Source organism: Achromobacter sp. NPDC058515 (assembly GCF_042721735.1).
Taxonomy (GTDB): domain Bacteria; phylum Pseudomonadota; class Gammaproteobacteria; order Burkholderiales; family Burkholderiaceae_B; genus Achromobacter.
The window spans coordinates 105,635-127,535 of record NZ_JBHXNI010000009.1 but is presented as its reverse complement, the minus strand read 5'-3'; the positions used below and the strand labels follow the sequence as shown (position 1 = coordinate 127,535).

Sequence of the window (21,901 nt, the reverse complement as noted above, 5' to 3'; positions counted from 1 at the left end):
CATGGACAACATTCTTGGCGATGCCGCCGAACGCCTCTTTGCCCAGACCTGCACGCCGGACGTGATCCGCCTCGCCGAGCAGGGGCAGCCTCCCATAGAGGCCTGGCGCGCCTGCGAAGACGCGGGCTTCGCGGACGCGCTGGTGCGCGAAGAACACGGCGGCGCCGGCTTGGGCCTGGCCGACGCCCTGCCCGTGGCGCTGGCCGCCGGCCGCCATCTGTGCCCCTACCCCATCGCCCACACCTTGCTGGCGCGCGCCTGGCTGAGCCGCGCGCAGCGGCCTCAGCCGGCCGGTTCGATCGCGCTGGCCCCGCACGGGCTCGCCATCGACGGCAAGCGCATCGCCGGCATCAGCGTCCCATGGGCGCGCACGGCCGACTACGTGCTGGCCGGCATCGGCGGCCAGGCATGGCTGCTGCCCATGCAGGCGGCCTGCGTCCAGCCCAACGGCGCGCACGGCAGCCTGGACGCGCAGGCGTCCTGGGCGCTGGACGACGCCGAGCGCATCGCCGACGGCGCGCCTCTCGCCGAATTGGCTGCCGCCGCCTATGCAGGCCTTATCGCCGGCGCCATGGACCGCGTGCTGGCGATGACGCTGGACTATGCCAACCAGCGCGTGCAATTCGGCAAGCCCATCGGCCGGTTCCAGGCCGTGCAACAGCAGATCAGCGTGATGGCCGAACAGGTGTGGGCCGCCCGCATGGCGGCGCAGCTGGCCTTCCAGGGCCGCGACGGCCTGCCCCAGCCCCTGCTGGCAGGCCTGGGCAAAGCCCGCGCCAGCCAGGCCGCCCCGCTCGTGGCCGACATCGCGCACGCGGTGCACGGCGCCATCGGCGTCACCGAGGAGTACGACTTGCAGCTCTACACCCGGCGGCTGCGCGAATGGCGCCTGGCCGGCGGATCGGAATCGCATTGGCATGAACGCATCGGCGGCCACGCCATCGCCAGCGGCATGGACGCGTTGTCCTACCTGCGCACGTCGCTTTACGACAAGGAAGCCGCCTGAACGCGCACCCGTCCGACGCCAGCCAGGCATTTCGCGGCAAAAACACGAAATAAGCCGCCCCGCTTGCGGCAACATGGCCGGCAGGCTTAGGATGGAGCATGGTCACGCCGTGGCATCCGCCAGCCGCCCGGTGCGGCGCGGGGGCCGACGTTCGAACCTCACCAGCGATTCGGGAGCACATCGTGAAGACAGTTGCTGAGCTTCTCAGGGAAAAAACCAATCACTCCGTCGTGACGGTTTCGCCAGACTCATCGGTTTTCGACGCGGTCAAGACCATGGCCGAACGCAGCATCGGCGCCGTGGTGGTCGTGGAAGGAGAAGTGGTGCTGGGCATGTTCACCGAGCGCGACTACGCGCGCAAGATCGTGTTGCAGGACAGATCCTCGCGCACCACCAAGGTCCGGGACATCATGACGGATTCCGTCTACTACGTGGGGCCCGCGGACACCCGGGAACACTGCATGGCCATGATGACCGAGCGGCATTTCCGTCATCTCCCGGTCATCGACAACGACAAGCTCATCGGCCTCTTGTCCATCGGCGACCTGGTCAAGGATGTGATGAGCGAGCAGAAATTCATCATCCACGAGCTCGAACGCTACATCACCGGCGAACGCGGCTAGCGCCCGGCCACGCTCGCGGCTAGCCCGCCGCGAGCATCCGCGACGCGGGCACGATCAGGCCCAGGCCGGCGGCCAGCAGCAGCACGAACACCATGCGCTTGACGGTCTTCATTGAGTCCGCCGTGCTGTAGCGCCGCGCCATCCAGGTCACCCCGATCACGATCGGCAGCGCCTGCACGCTCAACCAGAACGACGAGGCCATGAAGGCCCCCTGCCCGGTCACCAGCGCCAGGCGCACGACGGCGTTGAGCGAAAACAGGATCAGGAGGCTGTTGCGTATCGTCGCCAGCGGCAGGGGCTGCCGGTACAGGTGATAGACCATGGGCGGACCCGCGCTGGAAAACAGCCCGCCCAGCACGCCCGACACGCCGCCGAAGAACACGGACGACGCGCGCGACGAGAGCTGCGCCAGCGGCTGGGTGCGCGCCACCAGCAGCACGGCGCAAGCCAGGATGGTGATGCCCAGCAGCAACTGCAGCAGCACCGCCATCGATCCGCTGATCCACGTCAGCGCGGCAACGCCCACGCCCACGCCGGCGAGGCTGCTGACCATCGCGGGCGTCAGCAGCGACCAATTCACCTGGGGCTTGGCCCGCGCCAGCGTGACGGCGGCGTTCACCAGCGACAGCACGCTGACCACATTGGCCACCTCGGACACGGATGCAAGCTGGAACACGCCGGACAGGCCCAGCAGCACCAGGCCGAATGCGAAGCCCGTCATTGTCTGGGCGTAGGTGGCAAGCGCCACGCAGGCCAGGAACAGCAAGTGTTGATAAATACTCATGCGCGGGGAAGAGCCAGACCAGCCTCGGCTCGGCCCCGGCGGCGCGGCAAGGCGGCCAGGAGCGGATCGACGGGGAAACGGCGTGCTAACGGGTTAACGGTTTGAAGCCGGCGATGATAGCACCGGGACTTTCCCCCGGCTCGACGCCCGAAGCGCGCTGTCCACACACCCTGTCACAAATAGATGAGCTCCTGCGCCGCGCCGCCGGCGGGCCTGCCGCCTGGGAAAAGGCGGCCTCCTTTCCTTCCCGGCGCATCCGCCGCCCCGGCCCGGCGTCGTCCCGGAGCAACAGCAGCCCATCCAGGTCTTATATAAGATATAAGACATTTGCTTGCCGCCCCCACTTCCTTCTACAATTCCGGCCAACAACCCTTCTTCCAACCCGACTTTAAGCAGGCCTTACATGCTGGATACTTACCGCCAACACGTTGCCGAACGCGCGGCCCTGGGGATTCCCCCGCTGCCCCTTACGGCCAAACAAACCGCTGAACTGATCGAACTGCTGAAGAACCCGCCCGCTGGCGAGGAGCAGAACCTGGTCGAACTGCTGACCCACCGCGTGCCGGCCGGCGTGGACGATGCCGCCAAGGTCAAGGCCTCCTACCTGGCCGCCGTGGCGCTGGGCAAGGAAGCTTGTGCGCTGATCAGCCGCGCCAAGGCGACGGAGCTGCTGGGCACGATGCTCGGCGGCTACAACATTGGCCCGCTGGTCGAACTGCTGGACGATGCGGAAATCGGCACCATCGCCGCCGATGCGCTCAAGAAGACCCTGCTGATGTTCGACGCCTTCCACGACGTGAAGGAAAAGGCGGACAAGGGCAATGCCAACGCCAAGTCCGTGCTGCAAAGCTGGGCAGACGCCGAATGGTTCACCAGCCGTCCGGAACTGCCGGAAAGCCTGACCATCACGGTCTTCAAGGTGCCTGGCGAAACCAACACCGACGACCTGTCGCCGGCCCCCGACGCCACGACCCGCCCCGACATCCCGATGCACGCCCTGGCGATGCTGAAGAACAAGCGCGACGGCGCCGCGTTCGAACCGGAAGAAGACGGCAAGCGCGGCCCGGTCAAGTTCATCGAATCGCTGAAGGACAAGGGCCACCTGGTCGCCTACGTGGGCGACGTGGTCGGCACGGGTTCATCGCGCAAGTCGGCCACCAACTCGGTGCTGTGGTTCACGGGCGAAGACATCCCCTTCGTGCCGAACAAGCGCTTTGGCGGCGTGTGCCTGGGCAACAAGATCGCCCCGATCTTCTACAACACCATGGAAGACGCCGGCGCCCTGCCGATCGAACTCGACGTTTCCAAGATGGAAATGGGCGACGTGGTCGAACTGCGCCCCTACGAAGGCAAAGCCATCAAGAACGGCGAAGTCATCGCTGAATTCGAAGTCAAGTCCGACGTGCTGTTCGACGAAGTGCGCGCCGGCGGCCGCATTCCGCTGATCATCGGCCGCGGCCTGACGGCCAAGGCGCGCGAAGCGCTGGGCCTGCCGGCCTCCACGCTGTTCCGCCTGCCCAAGGACCCGGTCGATTCCGGCAAGGGTTACACGCTGGCCCAGAAGATGGTCGGCCGCGCTTGCGGCATGCCGGAAGGCAAGGGCATCCGCCCGGGCACCTACTGCGAACCGAAGATGACCTCGGTCGGCAGCCAGGACACCACCGGCCCCATGACCCGCGACGAGCTCAAGGACCTGGCCTGCCTGGGCTTCTCGGCCGACCTGGTCATGCAGTCGTTCTGCCATACCGCCGCCTACCCCAAGCCCGTGGACGTCAAGACGCACCACACGCTGCCTGACTTCATCAGCACGCGCGGCGGCGTCTCGCTGCGTCCGGGCGACGGCGTGATCCACTCGTGGCTGAACCGCATGCTGTTGCCCGACACCGTCGGCACCGGCGGCGACTCGCACACCCGCTTCCCCATCGGCATCTCGTTCCCGGCCGGCTCGGGCCTGGTGGCCTTTGCCGCCGCCACGGGCGTGATGCCCCTGGACATGCCGGAATCGGTGCTGGTCCGCTTCAAGGGCAAGCTGCAGCCCGGCGTCACCCTGCGCGACCTGGTCAACGCCATCCCGCTGTACGCCATCAAGCAAGGCCTGCTGACGGTTGCCAAGCAAGGCAAGAAGAATATCTTCTCCGGCCGCATCCTGGAAATCGAAGGCCTGCCCGACCTGAAGGTCGAACAAGCCTTCGAACTGTCGGACGCTTCCGCTGAACGTTCGGCCGCCGGCTGCTCGGTGCACCTGAACAAGGAACCGATCATCGAGTACATCAACAGCAACATCGTCATGCTGAAGTGGATGATCGCCAACGGCTACGAAGACGAGCGCACGCTGGGCCGCCGCATCAAGGCCATGGAAGCCTGGCTGGCCGATCCGCAGCTGCTGCAGCCTGACGCCGACGCCGAATACGCCGCCGTCATCGAAATCGACCTGGCCGACGTGCATGAGCCCATCGTGGCCTGCCCGAACGACCCGGACGACGTGAAGACGCTGTCGGAAGTCGCCGGCGCCAAGATCGATGAAGTGTTCATCGGCAGCTGCATGACCAACATCGGCCACTTCCGCGCAGCCTCCAAGCTGCTGGAAGGCAAGCGCGACATCCCGGTCAAACTGTGGGTTGCTCCCCCGACCAAGATGGACGCCACCCAGCTGACCGAGGAAGGCCACTACGGCGTGTTCGGCACCGCCGGCGCCCGTACGGAAATGCCGGGCTGCTCGCTGTGCATGGGCAACCAGGCGCAAGTGCGCGAAGGCGCCACCGTCATGTCGACCAGCACCCGCAACTTCCCGAACCGCCTGGGCAAGAACACGAACGTGTACCTGGGTTCCGCGGAACTGGCCGCCATCTGCTCCAAGCTGGGCCGGATTCCGACCAAGGACGAGTACATGGCCGATATGGGCGTCATCAACAAGAGCGGCGACCAGATCTACCAGTACCTGAACTTCGACAAGATCGCGGACTACAAGGACGTGGCTGACGCCATCGAAGTCTAAGACACCCGACCGGCGCGCTTGCCGGCACGGCTGAAAACCCCGGGCGATTCCGCCCGGGGTTTTTTTTATCGCTTCCGTCTACGGCCCCGTTGCCGGCAGCGAAATCGAGGCAATCCATTGCCTCAGCACGGCGGCCTCGGGCGTGTTGCGCGTGTAGACCGCCTTGGGCATGACGAAGTAATAGCTGAAACTGCCCAGGTTGACCCACTGCCCGAACGGCGCCACCAGGCTGCCGTCATCCAGCTCCTGGGTAATCAACGACCTTTGCCCGATCGCGACGCCGAAGCCCGCCAATGCCGCCTCGTAAGCCAGGGCGGAAGACTCGAAACGCATGTCGCGGCTGGTTCCGGGCACCTGCAGGCCGGCATGCGAAAACCACATCTGCCAGTCGTCGGGGCGGGCATGCGTATGCAGCAAGGTCTCGCCCAACAGCTGCTCGGGGCGCTGCAGCCGCGCCGCCATGTCGGGCCTGCACACCGGCGCGATCTCGTTTTCCATGATCTTGTAATGCACCACCCCCGGCTCGTGCCCGTGGCTGATCACGATGGCCGCGTCCAGGTCTTCGCGTTCGAAGTCGGGCGGACTGGCGGAGGTGTGCAGGCGGACCTCCAGTTCGGGATGCGCGGCATGCAGGCTTGCCAGCCGCGGCAACAGCCATCGCATGGCGATCGTGTGAGGCGCGCGCAGGTTGAAGATGCGCGACCGCGCCGCATGATGCAGGTCCTGCGTGGCCCGGCGCAGCCCCGCCAGGTGGCGGGATACCTCCTGGTGGTAATCGCGGCCCGCCGGCGTGAGGCTTATCCGCCGGTGATGCCTGTCGAACAGCCGGATGCGCAGGTGGTCCTCAAGAAAGCGGATCTGCCGGCTGACAGCCGCGGGCGTCACGCAGAGTTCCTGGGCGGCGGCAGTGACGCTGGACACGCGCCCCACCACGTCAAAGACACGCAGCGCATTGAGCGGAGGAAGCGGGTCCATATTGTTTCAGTTAACTAAAACTAAATCGTAGCAGCGGAGAAGTTGATTGACCACCCGGGTAGCGATTTCTACGATTCCATCGCGGCAATGAATGTTTGGCGGACTTTCCCTTAATCATTTATTAAACAAAGTGGGGCACGCATGAAGCTGGGACTTTGGCGCAACTGCGCGGGCGTATTGCTTTATCTGGCCATCGGGACGCAGGCGGCGGCGGCCGCCGACGAGGCGCCCTATCCCTCTCGGACCGTATCCATCGTGGTGCCCACCACCCCGGGCGGCACGGCGGACCTGCTGGCCCGCCTGGTCGGACCCAAGCTGGCCGTCATGTGGGGCCATCCGGTCATTGTCGAGAACAAGCCGGGGGCCGGCACGCTGGTCGGCACCGACTATGCCGCGCAGGCCAAGCCGGACGGCTACACCCTGCTGCTGACATTCAATGAGCTGGCGACGCTGCCGGCCATCAACAAGCACGCCAAGGTGGATGTGGTGAAGGGCTTCGAGCGCATCGGCAAGATCGGCACCCTGCCCGTCCTCATCCTGGCCAATCCCAAGGTAGAGGCCAACACCTTGCGCGAACTGATCGCGCAAGCCAAACAGAATCCCGGCAAGCTGACCTATGCCTCCAACGGCTCGGGCGGCGTGCTTCAGCTTTATTCCGAGATGTTCAAGCAGGAAGCGGGGGTGGACATCATGCATGTGCCCTACAAGGGCGCGCTGGAGGCCTCCACCGCCATGCTTTCGGGAGAGGTGGACGTGCTGGTGCAGTTCGCCTCGGGCAACGTGCAGAACTACGTCAAGGCGAACCGGACCAAGGCCTACGCGATTGCCTCAAGCGAGCGGCTGGCGACGCTGCCCGATGTGCCCACGACCGCGGAAGCAGGCTTGCCCTCATTGCAGCTGGAGGCCTGGTATGGCGTGTTCGCGCCCGCCGGCACCCCTCGCTCGATCATCGACAAGGTGAACAAGGATGTCATCGAGGTCTTGCAGATGCCGGACGTGCGCGAGCGCCTGAAAGGCGTGGGCATGGCTGTCGATACGGGCACGCCGGAATCGTTCGATGCGTTCTTCAAGAAGGAATACCGCCGCTGGACCGACCTGATCGTCAGCGCCGGCATTCAAAGCAACTGAATCCATCGAGGAACACACGAATGAACTACCATCCGGACACCTATCAGGCCTTGTCGTTCAGCGCCGCGCGCGAGCGCTTCCTGGCCTGCGCGCAGCGTCCCAGCGAATTCCTGGAGTCCTGCCTGGAAACCATCCGGCAGCGCGAACCCGCCGTCAAGGCGTGGGTGGTGCTCAACGAAGAAGGGGCGCGCGCCGCAGCCCTGGAATCGGACAAGCGCTATCAGGAAGGCCGGCCGCTGTCGCAGATCGACGGCATGCCTGTCGGGATCAAGGACCTGATCGAAACCAAGGACATGCCGACCCAGATGGGCAGCCCTGCGTACGCGGGCAGCTTCCCCAAGCGCGACAGCGCCCTGGTCAGGGCATTGCGCGACGCGGGCGCCATCATACTGGGCAAGACGGTGACCACCGCGCTGGGCTTCCTGGATCCGGGCCCGACCACCAACGCGTTTGATCCGCAGCGCACGCCGGGGGGCTCGTCCAGCGGTTCCGGCGCCGCAGTCGGCGCCGGGATGGTGCCCGTCGCCATCGGTTCGCAACTGGTCGGGTCGGTGCTGCGCCCCGCAAGCTTCAACGCCAACTGGGCGCTCAAGCCGACCTTTGGCGGCATCAACCGTGGCGAACGGCTGGGCTACAGCCAGTCTCATATCGGCATTCATGCCGGATGCGCGCAAGACATGTGGGCGACGGCGATGGAAATCGTGGCGCGGGTCGGCGGCGATCCGGGCCATCCGGGGCTGTATGGCGGCCTGTCCGCCCCGCCGCCGGAAAAGCCGCGCCGGCTGGCCGTGATGGAAACGGAAGGCTGGCCGCGCCTGGACGCCGCATCCAGGAATGCCTTTGAAGCCCTGCTGGAACAGCTGAGGGGCGAAGGCGTGGAGATCATCCGCCGGGCCGATCTGGCGTTGCTGGAAATATTCGAACAGTCCATCGCGACCGCCACGGCCGACATGCTGCGCCTGATTTCCTGGGAGCAGCGCTGGTCGCTGGAGAACCTCGTCGAGCAGTATCCCGGCACCTTGGGCCCCAGCCTGCTGCGCCAGCTGGAAAGCGGACGCGGCGTCACGCTGGAAACCTTCCGCCAGGACCTGGCGCTGCGCGACCTGGCCCGCCAGCGCCTGGCCGCGCTGGCGACCCATTGCGATGCCTTGATCAGCCCGGCCTCATGCGGACCGGCCCCGCGCCTGGACGCGACCCGCGATACGCCCTTCCCCACCGGGGATGTCTCGTTCAGCTGCGTCTCGTCGTACCTGGGCGCGCCGGCCGTGGCCGCGCCCTTGCTCGCCGTGCAGGGCATGCCGCTCGGCGTGCAGTTCATGGGCCAGCCGCACGGCGACGAGCACGTCGCGGCCTACGCGCGCTGGGCGGCGCAGGCCGTGGCCGCGGGCTGAAAACAAGGCCGGGCCGGCATGGGGCTTCCTGCCGGCCGGGCGGCCATCTTGCGGATTCGGGCTAGTTGCCCCCAGGCAACATCGTTGTTCGGCGAATGCCCGGCGCGCAAGAACACTTAGAATGCGGCCATCCCATGCACAAGGAACCCGGCAATGAGACTAGGGCCGCTGCTGCTGCCGACCCTGCTGATGGCATTGGGCGGCTGCGCCACCGCACCGCCTTCCAACCCCGAGAACATTTGCGCCATCTTCCGCGAAAAGCCCGACTGGCATGACGCCGCGCTGAAGGTGCAGAAGAAATGGGGCGCGCCCGTGCCGGTCCCCATGGCGATGATGTACCAGGAATCCTCGTTCAAGCAGGACGCGGTGCCGCCCCGCTATTACTTCCTGGGCATCATCCCCTGGGGCCGCGTCAGTTCCGCCTACGGCTACGCCCAGGCCAAGGACGAGACCTGGGCGGACTACAAGAAGGACGCCGGCGGCTGGGGCTCCAGCCGCGACAACTTCGCCGACGCGCTGGACTTCATGGGCTGGTACATGAGCAAGACCCAGCGCATCAACGGCATCTCCAAATGGGACGCCTATGGCCAGTACCTGAACTACCACGAGGGCTGGACCGGCTACCGCAACCGCAGCTTCGACCGCAAGGCCTGGCTGAAGACCGTGTCGCAAAAGGTGCAGGCGCGCGCCGAGAAGTTCACCTCGCAGTACAAGAGCTGCGAGGGGGATCTGACGCGAGGGGGATGGTTGTGGTGAGGGGCCGGCCGTTCGTCAGAAGTCCATGCTGGCCGACAGCGAGAACGTGCGCGGGCCGCCCAGCACCAGGTAGCCGTTGCCGGGGTAGCCGCCCACCGACGACCAGTAGTTGCGGTTGGCGATGTTGTCCACGCGGGCGCGCAGGGTCAGGACATGACCGTCCACGTCCATCATGTAGCGCAGGCCGGCATCGAAGCGCGTCCAGCCGGGCACCTTGAGCGTGTTGGCGTCATCCGCGTAGGACGAGCCCGTGTAGACCACGCGGCCGTCCACGGCCAGGCCTTGCACGCCCGGGATGTCCCATTCCACGCCCATGTTGGCCTGGAAGCGCGGCACGCCGATCACGCGGTTGCCGTCCAGCGAAGCCGTGCCGGTGGAGCGCTGCTCGGCGTCCAGCCAGGTCAGGCCGCCCAACAGGCGCACGCTCTTGACGGGTTCGCCGAACACCGTCAGTTCCACGCCCTGATGGCGGTCCTTGCCGGAGTTGGTCAGCGTATTGCTGGAGTCGAACACCGCGCGCGGCTTGTCCGTGGAGAACAAGGCCAGGCCGCCGCCCAATCCCTCTCCTTCGTACTTCACGCCGATTTCCTTTTGCTTGGAGACAAAGGCGGGCAGGCTCTGGCCGACGTTGGGCACCGGCATGCCGCCGGCGGTCGCGGGCGCGGTCGGGCCCGCGACCAGGGCCTCGATGTAGTTCGCGTACAGCGAAACGCTGGGCGCGACCTTGACGACAAGACCGGCGGCCGGCGAGTTGTGGCTGGTGTCGTAGGCGCCGTTTTCCACGCCGGTGTTGTACGCGTAATCGCGCTGGGACAACCGCTGGTGGCGGATGCCGGCCGTCAGCAGCACCTTGTCGTCCAGGAAGGACATGGTGTCGCCGATGGCATAGCTGCTCAGGCGCGTGCGGCCTTGCAGCGCCGGATTGTCCAGGTCGTTGCCGCGCAGCGCGCCGGCGCTGAACGCGGGCTTGTCATACGAAATCGGATCATAAATGTTAGTGGCGAATTTGTTGTTGAAATCCATCACGTAGGCGTTCTTCTTCTTCAGGTCGAAGAACGACGCCGACACGACGAACTCATGGCCCACCGGACCGGTGCGCGCCTTGGCGCGCAGGCCCAGTTCGCCCGTGTTCACGCTGTCTTCGCGGGTATTGTCGAAGCGATAGAAGTTGCCGTCGCCCGTGCTGCCGTTGGTGAGCGTGACGTTGCCCAGCGAGTTGGCTTCGTCGCTGCGGCGCATGCCGAAGGCCGCGTAGGCCGTCACCTTGTCGCTGAAGTCATGCTCGGCGCGCAAGGTGCCGAACACGTCGCGCTCGTTGGAATACGACCATGGCTGCGCGTAGTTGGAGCTGGCGTCCGGGGCGTCGGGCACGGTGGTGACGCCCGCGCCCAGGGTCACGTTGGGACGCGCGCGCTTGAGCTTGTTTTCCTGCCATCCGATATCGGCCGACAGGCGCGTATCGGCCGAGCGCCAATCCAGGCCCAGGGACACCAGGCTGGTGCGGGAGTGTTCGTCGTCGACGCCGGTGTCGCCGCTGCGCTGCGCGGCGTTCAGCCGGATGCCGGTGCTGTCGTCGGGGCCAAAGCGGCGCGCGATGTCGGTGGAAAGCTGGAACTGGCCGCCGCTGGACACGCCGGTGGTGACGCGGGTCAGCGGATCGTTCGGGGCGCGCTTGGGCACCAGGTTGATCACGCCGCCGATGCCGCCGCCGCCGGGCGTCGCGCCGGTCAGGAAGGCCGATGCGCCGCGCAGCACTTCCACGCGCTCGAACAGTTCGGTGGCGATGTACTGGCGGGGGAGCAGGCTGTACAGGCCGTTGTAGGCCACATCGTCCGAGCTGAGGATGAAGCCGCGGATGAAGTACGACTCCTGGAAATTGCCGAAGCCGCGCGCCACGCGCACGCCGGCGTCGTTCTGCAGCACGTCGCCCACGCTGCGCGCCTGCCTGTCCTGGATCAGCTCGTTCGTGTAGCTGGTGATGCTGAACGGCGTGCTCATGTTGTCTTGCGTGCCCAGCAGGCCGACGCGGCCGCCGCGGGCCACCTGCCCGCCGGCAAAGGGTTCGGCCAGGCCGCCGGCCGACGCGTCGGCGCTGGCCTCGACCCTGATGGCGTCCATCGACATGACTGAGCCGTTGGAACCGGCGGGTTGCGCTTGCGGCGCGGTTTGCGCGTGGACGGATCCAAGGCACGGCAGCGCTGCGGCCATGCATGCGAGAGTTCGAATTTTCATATCGGGACGCTGGTAGGGCGGAAAACAGTCCGCGTTGCGGGGGGGCAGATCCGCAAAAATCCCGATTTGAACTGCCGCGACGCCCCTGCGGCGGGGGCCTGCAGAGCCCGTTCGCCTTGGGGGTCTTGAGGTCTTGCGGGGTAGATGTTACCAAAAGAGAATGGTTCTCATTGCGTCCCTCTTAGAAAAAGGGGCGCCTCGTTGCTCTGCGACAACAGGCCTAATCCAGCTTGATGTGGTTCGCGCGGATCACCGCCCCCCAGCGCTGGCGGTCTTCGTCCACGTAGCGGTCGGTCTGCGCCTGGTCCCGCGGCGCCTGGATCACCAGCCCGAGCGTCTGAAAACGTTCGCGGAAGTCGGGCTGCGCCATGACCTTGGCCACGGCGTCCTGCAGCGCGCTCGCCTCGGCGGCCGGAGTGGCCTGCGGCACGGCGATGCCGAACCAGGTCGCCGCGCGAAAGTCCGGGAAACCGCTCTCGGCCACCGTGGGCACCTCGGGCAGCACCGGCAGGCGCTCGGCGGTGGTCACGGCCAGCGCCTTGATCTTGTTCTCCTTCACCAGCGGCAAAGAGGTGCTGACGACGTCGACCATGAGCTGCGTGTCGTTGGCCATCAGCGAGCTCAACGCCGGCGCGCTGCCGTTGTAGGGAATGTGCGCGACGTCGATGCCCGTGCGCGACTTCAAGAGTTCGGTGGCCAGCTGCAAGGGGTTGCCGATGCCGACGGAGGCGTAATTCAGCTTGCCGGGCCGCGTCTTCGCGTAGGACACGAATTGCGCCAGCGTGGCGGCGGGCACTTCGTTGTTCGCCACCACCACCAGCGGCAATTCGGCCACCACGGACAGCACGCGGAAATCGCGGGCGGCGTCGTACGAGATCTTCTGATAAAGCATGGGGTTGAGCACCATGCTGGCGTTGCTGGCCAGGAACAGCGTATAGCCGTCGGGCTGGGCGCGGGCCACCTGGGTGGCGGCGATCATGGTGTTGGCGCCGGGCTTGTTCTCCACCACCACGGGCTGCGCAAGCTCGCGCGACAGGCGCTCGGCCAGCACCCTGGACAACTGGTCCGCGGCGCCGCCCGGCGTATAGGGCACGACCAGCTTGACCGGCCGGTCCGGAAACGCCGCAAGGGCCTGCGGCGCGCCGGCGGCGCACACCAGCATCGCGGCCGCGGCGCGGCCGAACCAATGATTCATCTTCAACATGCTTGTCTCCCGAGTCTGCTCCGACTCTTGTAGTGGGTGCTGCCCGTCTCTTTTTTGAATGCGGCCCGGGCCGCTACACCTTGCGCTGGCGGCCCTCCCAGAATTCCGCACGCAATCTGCGCTTGGCGATCTTGCCGTTGTCGTCGCGCGGCAAGGCCTCGCGCAGCAGCAGCTCGCGCGGCACCTTGTAGCGGGCGATCCTGGCGGACAGCCACTCCATCGCCTCGGCCGGGTCCAGCCGGGCCTGCGGCGCGGGCTGGACCAGGCCCAGCAACCGCTCGCCGAACTCCGCGTCGGGCACGCCGAAAACGGCGCAATCGGCAACGCCCGGGTACTGCATCAGGTGGTGTTCGATTTCCGCCGGATAGATATTCACGCCGCCGGAGATCACCATGTCCGACTCCCGGTCGCAAACGTAGAGGTAGCCGTCCTCGTCCAGATAGCCCAGGTCGCCCAGCCCGATCAGGCCGTCGCGCTCCACGGCCTTGCGGGCCTCGGGATGGTTGCGGTAGGTGAAGTCGGCATACGCCGGCTGGCGCACATAAATGCGTCCGATCTGGCCCGGCGGGCAGACGGAGCCGTCTTCGGCGTAAATGCGGACCTGCGCCGGCCCGATGGGCCGCCCCGCGCTGCCCGGCCGCGCCAGGGCTTCGCGCGAATCGATCGCCGTCACCATGCCCGCTTCGCTGGAGGCGTAGGTTTCGTGCACCACCGGCCCCAGCCAGTCGATCATGGCGCGCTTGAGCTCCGGCGCGCAGGGGGCGCCGGTGGACGCCACGAAACGCAGGGAGGACAGGTCGAACGACGCCCGCGTGCGCGCGTCCAGCTTGAGCAGGCGCACATACATGATGGGCACCAGGTAGACGGTGTCGATGTGGTGCTGTTCGATCAGCCGCAGCACTTCCAGCGGATCGAAGCGCGCCGTCAGCACCAGCGTGTCGCACACGCGCAGCGCCACCTGCGCAAACACGCTGGGCGCGCTGTGGTAGATCGGGGCGGGCAGAAGCGCGCGGCAGCCCGGGCGCAGGCCATAGGCCTGTTCCACCACGGACTCCACCGCCGCCAGATGCTCGGCCAGGCGATCCACCGGGAAGGGCTGGCGCACCACGCCCTTGGGGCGGCCCGTGGTGCCCGAGGTATAGGCCATGTGTCCGCGCGGCGCGACCAGCGGGCCGTCGTAGCGCGGCTGCGCGTCGCGCCAGGCGTCGTAGTCGTTGGCCTCGAAGACGGTTTCTCCTTCGCCCATCACCCGCAGCGCGGGCAGGCCGGCCGGCAGCGCCGTCCACACTTGGCGCCACAGGTCGTCTTCGGCGATCAGCAGCTTCGCGCCGCTGTCGGTCACCAGGAACGCGACCTCCTCGGCGGTGTAGTGCCAGTTGATCGGGCAGTAATAGCAGCCCAGCCGCTTGCAGGCCTGGATGATTTCCAGATAGGGCATGCCGTTGCGCAGCAGCACCGCGATCACGTCGCCTTCGCGCACGCCCATGGCCGCCAGGCCCGCCGCCACCTGCTCGCCCCGCGCGGCCAGCGCGGCGCGGTCCAGCCGGCGGTCCCCGGCAATGACCTGCCCGCTCATGCCGGGTTCCCCGCGCGCTGCGCCTTGTCCTGCGCGGTGCGCGCCTCGATCGCGGCGCGCGCCGCGGCCCAGTCGTCGTCGGTCCAATCGAAGTACTGCTTGAAGTAGGCGCCGTTGGCCAGATAGTCGCCGCCGTCCAGCGCAATCGTCTGGCCATTGATCCAGTCGTTGCCCGGCCCCAGCAGGAAAGCCGCCAGTTCGCCGATGTCGCGGCCGGTGCCCAGGCGCTGCATGGGATTCTGCTTGATCAGCGTGTCCATGCCGTTGCCGTTCGGGCGCAGGCGCGCCGTGGCCCCCTCGGTGGGTATCACCCCCGGCGCGATGGCGTTGAAACGGATGCCGTGGCGGCCCCACTCGATCGCCAGCGATTTGGTCATGGCGTCGATGCCGGCCTTGGACATGGCGGACGGCACCACGAAAGGCGTGCCCGTCCAGATCCAGGTCACCACGATGGACACCACCGCGCCGGGCCTGCCGGTCGCGATCCAGCGCTTGCCCACCGCCTGGGTGGTGTAGAAGGTGCCCCGGAACACGGTGTCGGCAATCGCATTGAAGCCTCGGGCCGAGAGCTTCTCGGTCGGGCTGATGAAGTTGCCCGCGGCGTTGTTGATCAGGCCGTCGAGCCCGCCGTGCTCCGTCCAGATGCCTTCGACCATCGCGTCCACGGCGTCGGCGTCCCGGATGTCGACCGCATGCGCATGCGCCTGGCCGCCGTACTTGGCGCGCAAGGCGGCCGCGGCCTCTTCGACCACGGACAGGCGGCGTCCGCACAGATGCACGGTGGCGCCCAGGGAGGCCAGTTGCTCGGCCATCGCGTAGCCCAGCCCCGTGCCCCCGCCGGTAATCAGAATGCGCTGTCCCTGGAAGAGGTCCGCGCGGAACATGCTGTTTTGCATCGCTGTCTCCTGGTTATGGGTCCAGAATATCAACGCGCCAATACCGCGACAATCCTCCAACCTGGGTAAACTCTGTTTCCTCACAGGCAACAATAGACGTCGCCCATGTCCACCCTGCCCGCGCTGGACCTGAACCTGATCCAGCTCTTCGTGACCATCGTCGAGGCCGGCACGCTGAGCGAAGCCGCGCTGCGCCAGGGGGTCACGCGGTCCCATGTCAGCCGGAATCTGCAGAAACTGGAACGCGCCTTCGGCGCGCAGCTGATCCGGCGCACCACGCGCCGGCTGGAGCTCACGCAGCAGGGAACCGTGCTGTACGAACATGGGGCGCGTATGGCGCGCGAGGTGGAATCCGCCCGCCACGCCTTGCAGAAGCTGGGTTCGGAGCCCACCGGCCATGTGCGGCTGAGCCTGCCCACGGGCCTGGGGGAACTGGACCGGCTGCGCCCGCTGCTGGTCCGCTTCGCCCTGCAGCATCCCAGCCTGAGCTTGCGCGTGCTGTTCTCCAACCGCGTCAGCGACCTGATTTCCTCGGAGATCGACGTGGCGCTGCGGGTCATCTCGGCGCCGCCGCAAGACTACGTGGCGCGCGAACTGGGCGAGGTGACGTGGCGCCTGTGCGCGTCCCCCGCCTACCTGGAACGCACGGGCGCCCCGGCCCACCCCCGGGACCTGGGCCGCCTGGACTTCCTGTGCCCGCCCGGACCCCGGTCCCATGTGACGCTGCGGCTGCAGCGCAAGGGGCAGTCCTACGAGGCCAAGCTCGCGCCCCGCCTGCAATCCGAGTATTTCCCCTTTCTGGCGCAGGCCGCGCGGGACGGGGCCGGCGTGGCGCTGCTGCCCGCCTACATCGTGCAGGCGGACCTGCAGGCCAGGCGGCTGCGCGAGGTGCTGCCGGCCTACAAGGCGCAAGGCCCCGGCGACAAGCTCTACATCCTGACCTCGCCCACCCCCTACCCCTCGACCGCCCAGCGCGCCCTGGTGGACTTCCTGAAGACCGAACTGGAACCGCTGCTGCGCGATTTCCTGACCTGACGGCGCGCTCGCCCGCGGTCCGGAACGCCCGGCGGCATGCGCCACGCAACGGTAGGACTTTCTTGGTAAAACCGAAGGGGTCTTGCGGGCTTTGCGCGCGTCCGCCAAAGTAGGGGTTTTGCCGCACCCTGATTGTCCGGCGCGAAACAGGGCCGGAACTTTGACGCGCCACCCAAGTCTTATATAAGATACAAGACATAAGACTACCCGCGAGCTTGTCTCACATACAATGACAAGCGCGCCAAAACGCCAGAAAATGCCGCCTTCAGTCGGGCAAAACCACGGAGTCCATCATGCCGCACAACACCCTAGACACACTCAAGAATTTCAAGATCGGCAACAAGTCCTGTCAGTACTACTCGCTGCCGGCGCTGGGCAAGTCGCTTGGCATCGATGTGCAGCGGCTCCCGGTCTCCATCCGCATTGTGCTGGAGTCCGTGCTGCGCAACTGCGACGGCAAGAAGGTCACGGAAGAGCACGTCAGGCAGCTCGCCGGCTGGCAGGCCAACTCCAAGCGCGAAGATGAGATTCCCTTTGTGGTCGCCCGGGTCGTGCTGCAGGACTTCACGGGCGTGCCGCTGCTAGCCGATATCGCCGCCATGCGCTCGGTGGCCGACAAGATGGGCAAGAGCCCCAAGAGCATCGAGCCGCTGGTGCCCGTGGACCTGGTGGTGGACCACTCGGTCATGATCGACTACTTCGGCACCAAGGACGCGCTGGACCTGAACATGAAGCTGGAGTTCAAGCGCAACCAGGAACGCTACCAGTTCATGAAGTGGGGCATGCAGGCGTTCGACACCTTCGGCGTCGTGCCTCCGGGCTTCGGCATCGTCCACCAGGTCAACCTGGAATACCTGGCGCGCGGCGTGCACCTGGACAAGAAGAACAACGTCTATTACCCCGACTCGCTGGTGGGCACCGACAGCCACACCACGATGATCAACGGCATCGGCGTGGTCGGCTGGGGCGTGGGCGGCATCGAAGCCGAAGCCGGCATGCTCGGCCAGCCCGTGTACTTCCTGACCCCGGACGTCGTGGGCGTGGAACTGAAGGGCCAGCTGCGCGGCGGCGTCACCGCCACCGACCTGGTGCTGACCATCACCGAAATGCTGCGCCGCGAGAAGGTCGTGGGCAAGTTCGTCGAATTCTGCGGCGAAGGCACCGCCAGCCTGACCGTGGCCGAACGCGCCACCATCGGCAACATGGCGCCGGAATACGGCGCCACCATGGGCTTTTTCCCCGTCGACGACCGCACTATCGACTACTTCCGCGGCACCGGCCGCACCGAAGAGGAAATCGCCGCCTTCGAGGCCTATTTCAAGGCGCAGAAGATGTTCGGCATCCCCTCGGCCCAGGACATCAACTTCACCAAGCTGCTGACGCTGGACCTGTCCACCGTGGCGCCGTCCCTGGCCGGCCCCAAGCGTCCGCAGGACCGCATCGAGATCGGCAACGTCAAGAACACCTTCATCGACCTGTTCTCCAAGCCGATCGCCGAGAACGGCTTCAACCAGCCCGCCGAAAAGCTTGCGCAGACATTCACCACCAGCGCCGGCACCAAGATCAAGAACGGCGACATCCTGATCGCCGCCATCACGTCCTGCACCAACACGTCCAACCCCAACGTGCTGCTGGCCGCCGGCCTCCTGGCCAAGAAGGCCGTGGAAGCGGGCCTGAAGGTGCCCAAGCACATCAAGACCTCGCTGGCCCCCGGCTCGCGCGTGGTCACCGACTACCTGACCAAGACGGGCCTCCTGCCCTACCTGGAAAAGCTCGGCTTCGACGTGGCCGCCTACGGCTGCACGACCTGCATCGGCAACGCGGGCGACCTGACGCCGGACCTGAACGAAGCCATCATCGGCAACGACCTGGTGTGCTCGGCCGTGCTGTCCGGCAACCGCAACTTCGAAGCCCGCATCCACCCGAACATCAAGGCCAACTTCCTGGCCTCGCCCCCGCTGGTCGTGGCCTACGCGCTGGCCGGCACCGTCACGCGCGACCTGATGACCGAGCCCGTGGGCCAGGGCAAGAACGGCGACGTCTGGCTGGGCGACATCTGGCCCACCGCCGAGGAAGTCAACGCGCTGCTCAAGCACGCGCTGGATCCGAAGGTCTTCGAGGCCAACTACGGCCAGGTCAAGAGCAACCCGGGCAAGCTCTGGGAGAACATCAAGGGCGTCAACGGCGACACCTACAACTGGCCGGATTCGACCTACATCGCCGAACCGCCCTTCTTCGAAGGCTTCGGCATGACGCCGGCCGCGATGCCCGCCGTCAAGGGCGCGCGCGCGCTCGGCGTGTTCGGCGACTCGGTCACCACCGACCACATCTCGCCGGCCGGCTCCATCAAGGAAACCTCGCCCGCGGGCAAGTGGCTGAAGGAAAACGGCGTGATGAAGGCCGACTTCAACAGCTACGGCTCGCGCCGCGGCAACCATGAAATCATGATGCGCGGCACCTTCGCCAACGTGCGCATCAAGAACCTCATGATTCCGTCGCTGCCCGACGGCAGCCGCTTCGAAGGCGGCGAAACGCTGTTCCAGCCCACGGGCGAACAGATGTCCATCTATGACGCGGCCATGCAGTACGTCGCGGCCGGCACGCCCACCGTGGTGTTCGGCGGCGAAGAGTACGGCACCGGCTCGTCGCGCGACTGGGCCGCCAAGGGCACCCAGCTGCTGGGCGTGAAGGCCGTGATCACCCGCAGCTTCGAACGCATCCACCGCAGCAACCTGGTGGGCATGGGCGTGCTGCCGCTGCAGTTCAAGGGCGCGGACAGCGTGCAGTCGCTGGGCATCACCGGCGAAGAAACCTACGACATCTCGGGCCTGGAAAACGGCATCAAGCCGATGCAGGACGTGACGCTGACGATCACCCGCAAGGACGGTTCGAAGCAGGACGTGACGGTGCTGCTGCGCATCGACACCCCGATCGAGGTGGACTACTACCAGCACGGCGGCATCCTGCCTTTCGTGCTGCGCCAGTTGCTGGCGGCCTGATCCTCGGGCGCATGGAAAAAAGCCCCGGAGCCGCAAGGCTCCGGGGCTTTTTCACGCTTGGCGCGGGTGCCGCATCAATCGAACTGGTACGCGTCCATCGCCAGCGCGCCGTACGAGATTTCGTCGTTCAGGCGGCGGGCCGCCGGGCCGCCCGCCCCCATCGCCACATACAGCGGCATCAGGTGGTCGTCATGCGGATGCGCCTGCATGGCGCCGGGCGCCTGGGCCTGCCAGTCCAGCAGCGCCGGCACGTTGTGTTCGGCCAGATTGCGGGCATACCACTCCTGGAAAGCCGGCACATAGGGCGCCGCGGGCGCGTTTTGCGGCATGCGGACATGGCGCAGGTTGTGCGTGAGCGACCCCGACCCGATGATCAGGATGTCCTCGTCGCGCAGGGGCGCCAGCGCCCGGCCCAATTCCATCTGGCCGGCGGCGTCGCGCCCCATGTCCAGCGACAGCTGCACGACCGGCACGTCCACATCGGGATACAGGTAGCGCAGCGGCACCCAGGCGCCATGGTCCAAGGGGCGGCGCGGGTCGCGTTCCGCGGCGATGCCCGACTCGGCCAGCAAGGCCTGCACGCGCGCGGCCAGCGCCGGCGAACCCGGCGCCGCGTACTGCAAGGTGTAGAGCTCGGGCGGAAATCCGCCGAAGTCGTGCCAGGCCACCTGCTGGTCGCGGGTGGACAGCGCCAGGCCCTCGCCCATCCAGTGCGGCGACACCACCAGGATGGCGCGCGGCTTGCGGCCCTGCGCGGCGCTCCAATCCGCAAGCGCCGGACCGGTCAGGCCGGGTTCCACGGCCAGCATGGGTGAACCATGGGAAACAAAAAGCACAGGCCAACGCATGGCGATGCCTCCAGAAATCATGTCGATGCCGCCATTTTCGGCTGTTTGACTTCAGCAATAAACCCCCTACATCGACATAATCTGTTGCTGAACCAGCATCAATTCCGGGCGTGCCGGCATCCGGATCCGCGCCGCTGCGCCCCCTGGCCGGCCCGGCCCGCCAAGCCCGCGCGCGCCGCCCCCCTGCCGGGGTGTGGCGGGCGTTAAACTACGTCGTTACACACTTATTGGACGTCCCCCGAAGTTATGGCCCGATCCCGCAGCCAATCCGCTCCCCGCATGACCCGCGACGCCACCCGCCTGGTTGCGCTTGCCCAAGCGCTGAACCGTTCGGGCAGCCGCGTCGAAGACGTGTTCTGGGAGAACCAGCTTGGCGAAGCGATTCCGAAGCTGCTGAAGGCGGGGCAGGATGCCCCCCTGGAAGCGGCGCTGGACCACCTCGCGCAAAGCGACATAGGCGCCTACGAGGTCTTGATCGAACAGGCGGAAACCCTGTCTGAATCGATGAAGATCGAAAAGAACGGCGTCCGGTACGACGTATTGCTGATCGTCGCGCCCATCGTCGCCTGGACCCGCTACGCCATCCCGACCGGCCCCATCTCCGCCAGCGCGCAGCAAGCCCTGCTGGCCCAGCTGCACGGGCACGTCCTGTCCAGCAAGGCCCGCAGCGCGCTGATGCCGCTGGTGGTCAGCGTGGACCAGATGCCCCGCACCTTCTCCGAGACCTGGCAATGGCTGCAGCGCCTGGGCTCGCAGGCGCTGGGCGCCGAAACCACCAAGCCCGCGCTGAACACCGAAGTCGAGACCGCGAACATGCTGGCCGACACGCGCTACATCGTGGGCGCCGTGGCGGTGCCCGAGAACGAGCCTATCTTCCGCTGGCAGGAACACCTGGGCAACGCCGAGGCCAGCCGCGACGCCTGCCAGGAGCAATGGGCCGCGCAGGCCCAGCCTACCCTGGCCACGCTGCTGCCCGGCTGCGGCTTTGAATCGCTGCTGCCGGACGCCTACTACGTCAGCAACCGCGAAGCGGACCGCCAAGTGCGCCCCCTGTCGCTGCGCGCGGCGATCAGCTGGCTGGAAGGCGCGGTCAGCCTCGAAGCCTCGCAGCTGCGGGCGGTCGTGGCCGGCTGCGGCGAGGGCCGGATCGACGAATACCGCATCAGCTTCACGGCGCGCAGCAGCAACGACGTCTATTACGGCTGCGTGTGGCCCTTGTACGGACGCGAGGAAGACCTGGCGTCGGACGAAGGCCAGCCGGACGTGGTCGACGAGATCGCCGCGCTGCTCAAGGAGTACGGCGTCACCGACGTGCGTCGCATTCCCGGCGTGCTGCCGGCCGAATACTGCGAGGACTGCGGCGCGCCCTATTTCCCGAATCCCCTGGGCGAGCTGGTGCATGCCGAGCTCCCCGAGGACGCCGAAGCCGCCCCCGCCAAGTTCCACTAGGGCG

16 protein-coding genes are annotated in these 21,901 nt (G+C 66.8%); 9 read left to right on the top strand and 7 right to left on the bottom strand.

The features are described 5' to 3' along the window. The first annotated feature begins 1 nt into the window (after nucleotide 1). Both ACFWP0_RS17000 and ACFWP0_RS16995 read left to right on the top strand, forming a co-directional pair. On the top strand, nucleotides 2-1,006 hold the full coding sequence (locus tag ACFWP0_RS17000) for an acyl-CoA dehydrogenase family protein (protein WP_377843928.1): 1,005 nt from the start codon (nucleotides 2-4) through the stop codon (nucleotides 1,004-1,006). Nucleotides 1,007-1,188: 182 nt separating this feature from the next. Next, the gene (locus tag ACFWP0_RS16995; RefSeq protein WP_377843927.1) at nucleotides 1,189-1,629 is read left to right on the top strand and encodes a CBS domain-containing protein; all 441 of its coding nucleotides are present in this window, start codon (nucleotides 1,189-1,191) and stop codon (nucleotides 1,627-1,629) included. A 19-nt stretch (nucleotides 1,630-1,648) separates the two neighbouring features. Here ACFWP0_RS16995 and ACFWP0_RS16990 read toward each other — a convergent pair whose 3' ends face one another. Beyond that, nucleotides 1,649-2,413, bottom strand: coding sequence for a TSUP family transporter (locus tag ACFWP0_RS16990; RefSeq protein WP_377843925.1), 765 nt, complete (start codon nucleotides 2,411-2,413; stop codon nucleotides 1,649-1,651). Between the two features lie 403 nt (nucleotides 2,414-2,816). Between ACFWP0_RS16990 and acnB the strand changes: the two genes are divergently transcribed. Further along, nucleotides 2,817-5,408: a bifunctional aconitate hydratase 2/2-methylisocitrate dehydratase gene (gene acnB, locus ACFWP0_RS16985; RefSeq protein WP_377843924.1), complete on the top strand. Its 2,592-nt coding sequence runs from the start codon at nucleotides 2,817-2,819 to the stop codon at nucleotides 5,406-5,408. 78 nt (nucleotides 5,409-5,486) lie between these two features. Here acnB and ACFWP0_RS16980 read toward each other — a convergent pair whose 3' ends face one another. Then, the gene (locus tag ACFWP0_RS16980) at nucleotides 5,487-6,383 is read right to left on the bottom strand and encodes a LysR substrate-binding domain-containing protein (protein ID WP_377843922.1); all 897 of its coding nucleotides are present in this window, start codon (nucleotides 6,381-6,383) and stop codon (nucleotides 5,487-5,489) included. Nucleotides 6,384-6,524: 141 nt separating this feature from the next. Between ACFWP0_RS16980 and ACFWP0_RS16975 the strand changes: the two genes are divergently transcribed. The 3 genes from ACFWP0_RS16975 (at nucleotide 6,525) to ACFWP0_RS16965 (ending at nucleotide 9,658) form a co-directional block, all read left to right on the top strand. Beyond that, on the top strand, nucleotides 6,525-7,511 hold the full coding sequence (locus ACFWP0_RS16975; RefSeq protein ID WP_377843921.1) for a tripartite tricarboxylate transporter substrate binding protein: 987 nt from the start codon (nucleotides 6,525-6,527) through the stop codon (nucleotides 7,509-7,511). A gap of 20 nt (nucleotides 7,512-7,531) precedes the next feature. Beyond that, entirely contained in the window at nucleotides 7,532-8,902 is a 1,371-nt protein-coding gene (locus ACFWP0_RS16970; RefSeq protein WP_377843919.1) for an amidase, read from the top strand. 153 nt (nucleotides 8,903-9,055) lie between these two features. Further along, nucleotides 9,056-9,658 (top strand): hypothetical protein, encoded by a 603-nt coding sequence (locus ACFWP0_RS16965; RefSeq protein WP_377843917.1) that lies wholly within the window; start codon nucleotides 9,056-9,058, stop codon nucleotides 9,656-9,658. A 15-nt stretch (nucleotides 9,659-9,673) separates the two neighbouring features. On the opposite strand, the gene ACFWP0_RS16960 is transcribed toward ACFWP0_RS16965, so the two are convergent. The 4 genes from ACFWP0_RS16960 to ACFWP0_RS16945 form a co-directional block, all read right to left on the bottom strand. Further along, nucleotides 9,674-11,890 carry a TonB-dependent receptor gene (locus ACFWP0_RS16960; RefSeq protein ID WP_377843916.1) on the bottom strand — a complete coding sequence of 739 codons (2,217 nt, stop codon included), beginning with the start codon at nucleotides 11,888-11,890 and terminating at the stop codon, nucleotides 9,674-9,676. A gap of 220 nt (nucleotides 11,891-12,110) precedes the next feature. Next, nucleotides 12,111-13,094 (bottom strand): Bug family tripartite tricarboxylate transporter substrate binding protein, encoded by a 984-nt coding sequence (locus ACFWP0_RS16955; RefSeq protein ID WP_377843914.1) that lies wholly within the window; start codon nucleotides 13,092-13,094, stop codon nucleotides 12,111-12,113. A gap of 73 nt (nucleotides 13,095-13,167) precedes the next feature. Then, entirely contained in the window at nucleotides 13,168-14,670 is a 1,503-nt protein-coding gene (locus ACFWP0_RS16950) for an AMP-binding protein (protein ID WP_377843912.1), read from the bottom strand. After that, nucleotides 14,667-15,554: an SDR family oxidoreductase gene (locus ACFWP0_RS16945; protein ID WP_377844138.1), complete on the bottom strand. Its 888-nt coding sequence runs from the start codon at nucleotides 15,552-15,554 to the stop codon at nucleotides 14,667-14,669. The genes ACFWP0_RS16950 and ACFWP0_RS16945 overlap by 4 nt, the downstream gene beginning before the upstream one ends. Nucleotides 15,555-15,671: 117 nt before the next feature. On the opposite strand from ACFWP0_RS16945, the gene ACFWP0_RS16940 reads away from it, so the two are divergent. After that, on the top strand, nucleotides 15,672-16,601 hold the full coding sequence (locus ACFWP0_RS16940; protein WP_377843910.1) for a LysR family transcriptional regulator: 930 nt from the start codon (nucleotides 15,672-15,674) through the stop codon (nucleotides 16,599-16,601). 293 nt (nucleotides 16,602-16,894) lie between these two features. Beyond that, nucleotides 16,895-19,600, top strand: a complete 2,706-nt coding sequence (gene acnA, locus ACFWP0_RS16935) for an aconitate hydratase AcnA (RefSeq protein WP_377843908.1) — start codon at nucleotides 16,895-16,897, stop codon at nucleotides 19,598-19,600. Nucleotides 19,601-19,674: 74 nt separating this feature from the next. On the opposite strand, the gene ACFWP0_RS16930 is transcribed toward acnA, so the two are convergent. Further along, entirely contained in the window at nucleotides 19,675-20,448 is a 774-nt protein-coding gene (locus ACFWP0_RS16930) for a DODA-type extradiol aromatic ring-opening family dioxygenase (protein WP_377843907.1), read from the bottom strand. 246 nt (nucleotides 20,449-20,694) lie between these two features. Here ACFWP0_RS16930 and ACFWP0_RS16925 point away from each other — a divergent pair, with 246 nt between their 5' ends. After that, a complete protein-coding gene (locus ACFWP0_RS16925) occupies nucleotides 20,695-21,897 on the top strand; it encodes a DUF2863 family protein (protein ID WP_377843905.1) in 1,203 nt (400 codons plus the stop codon). Nucleotides 21,898-21,901 lie beyond the last annotated feature (4 nt).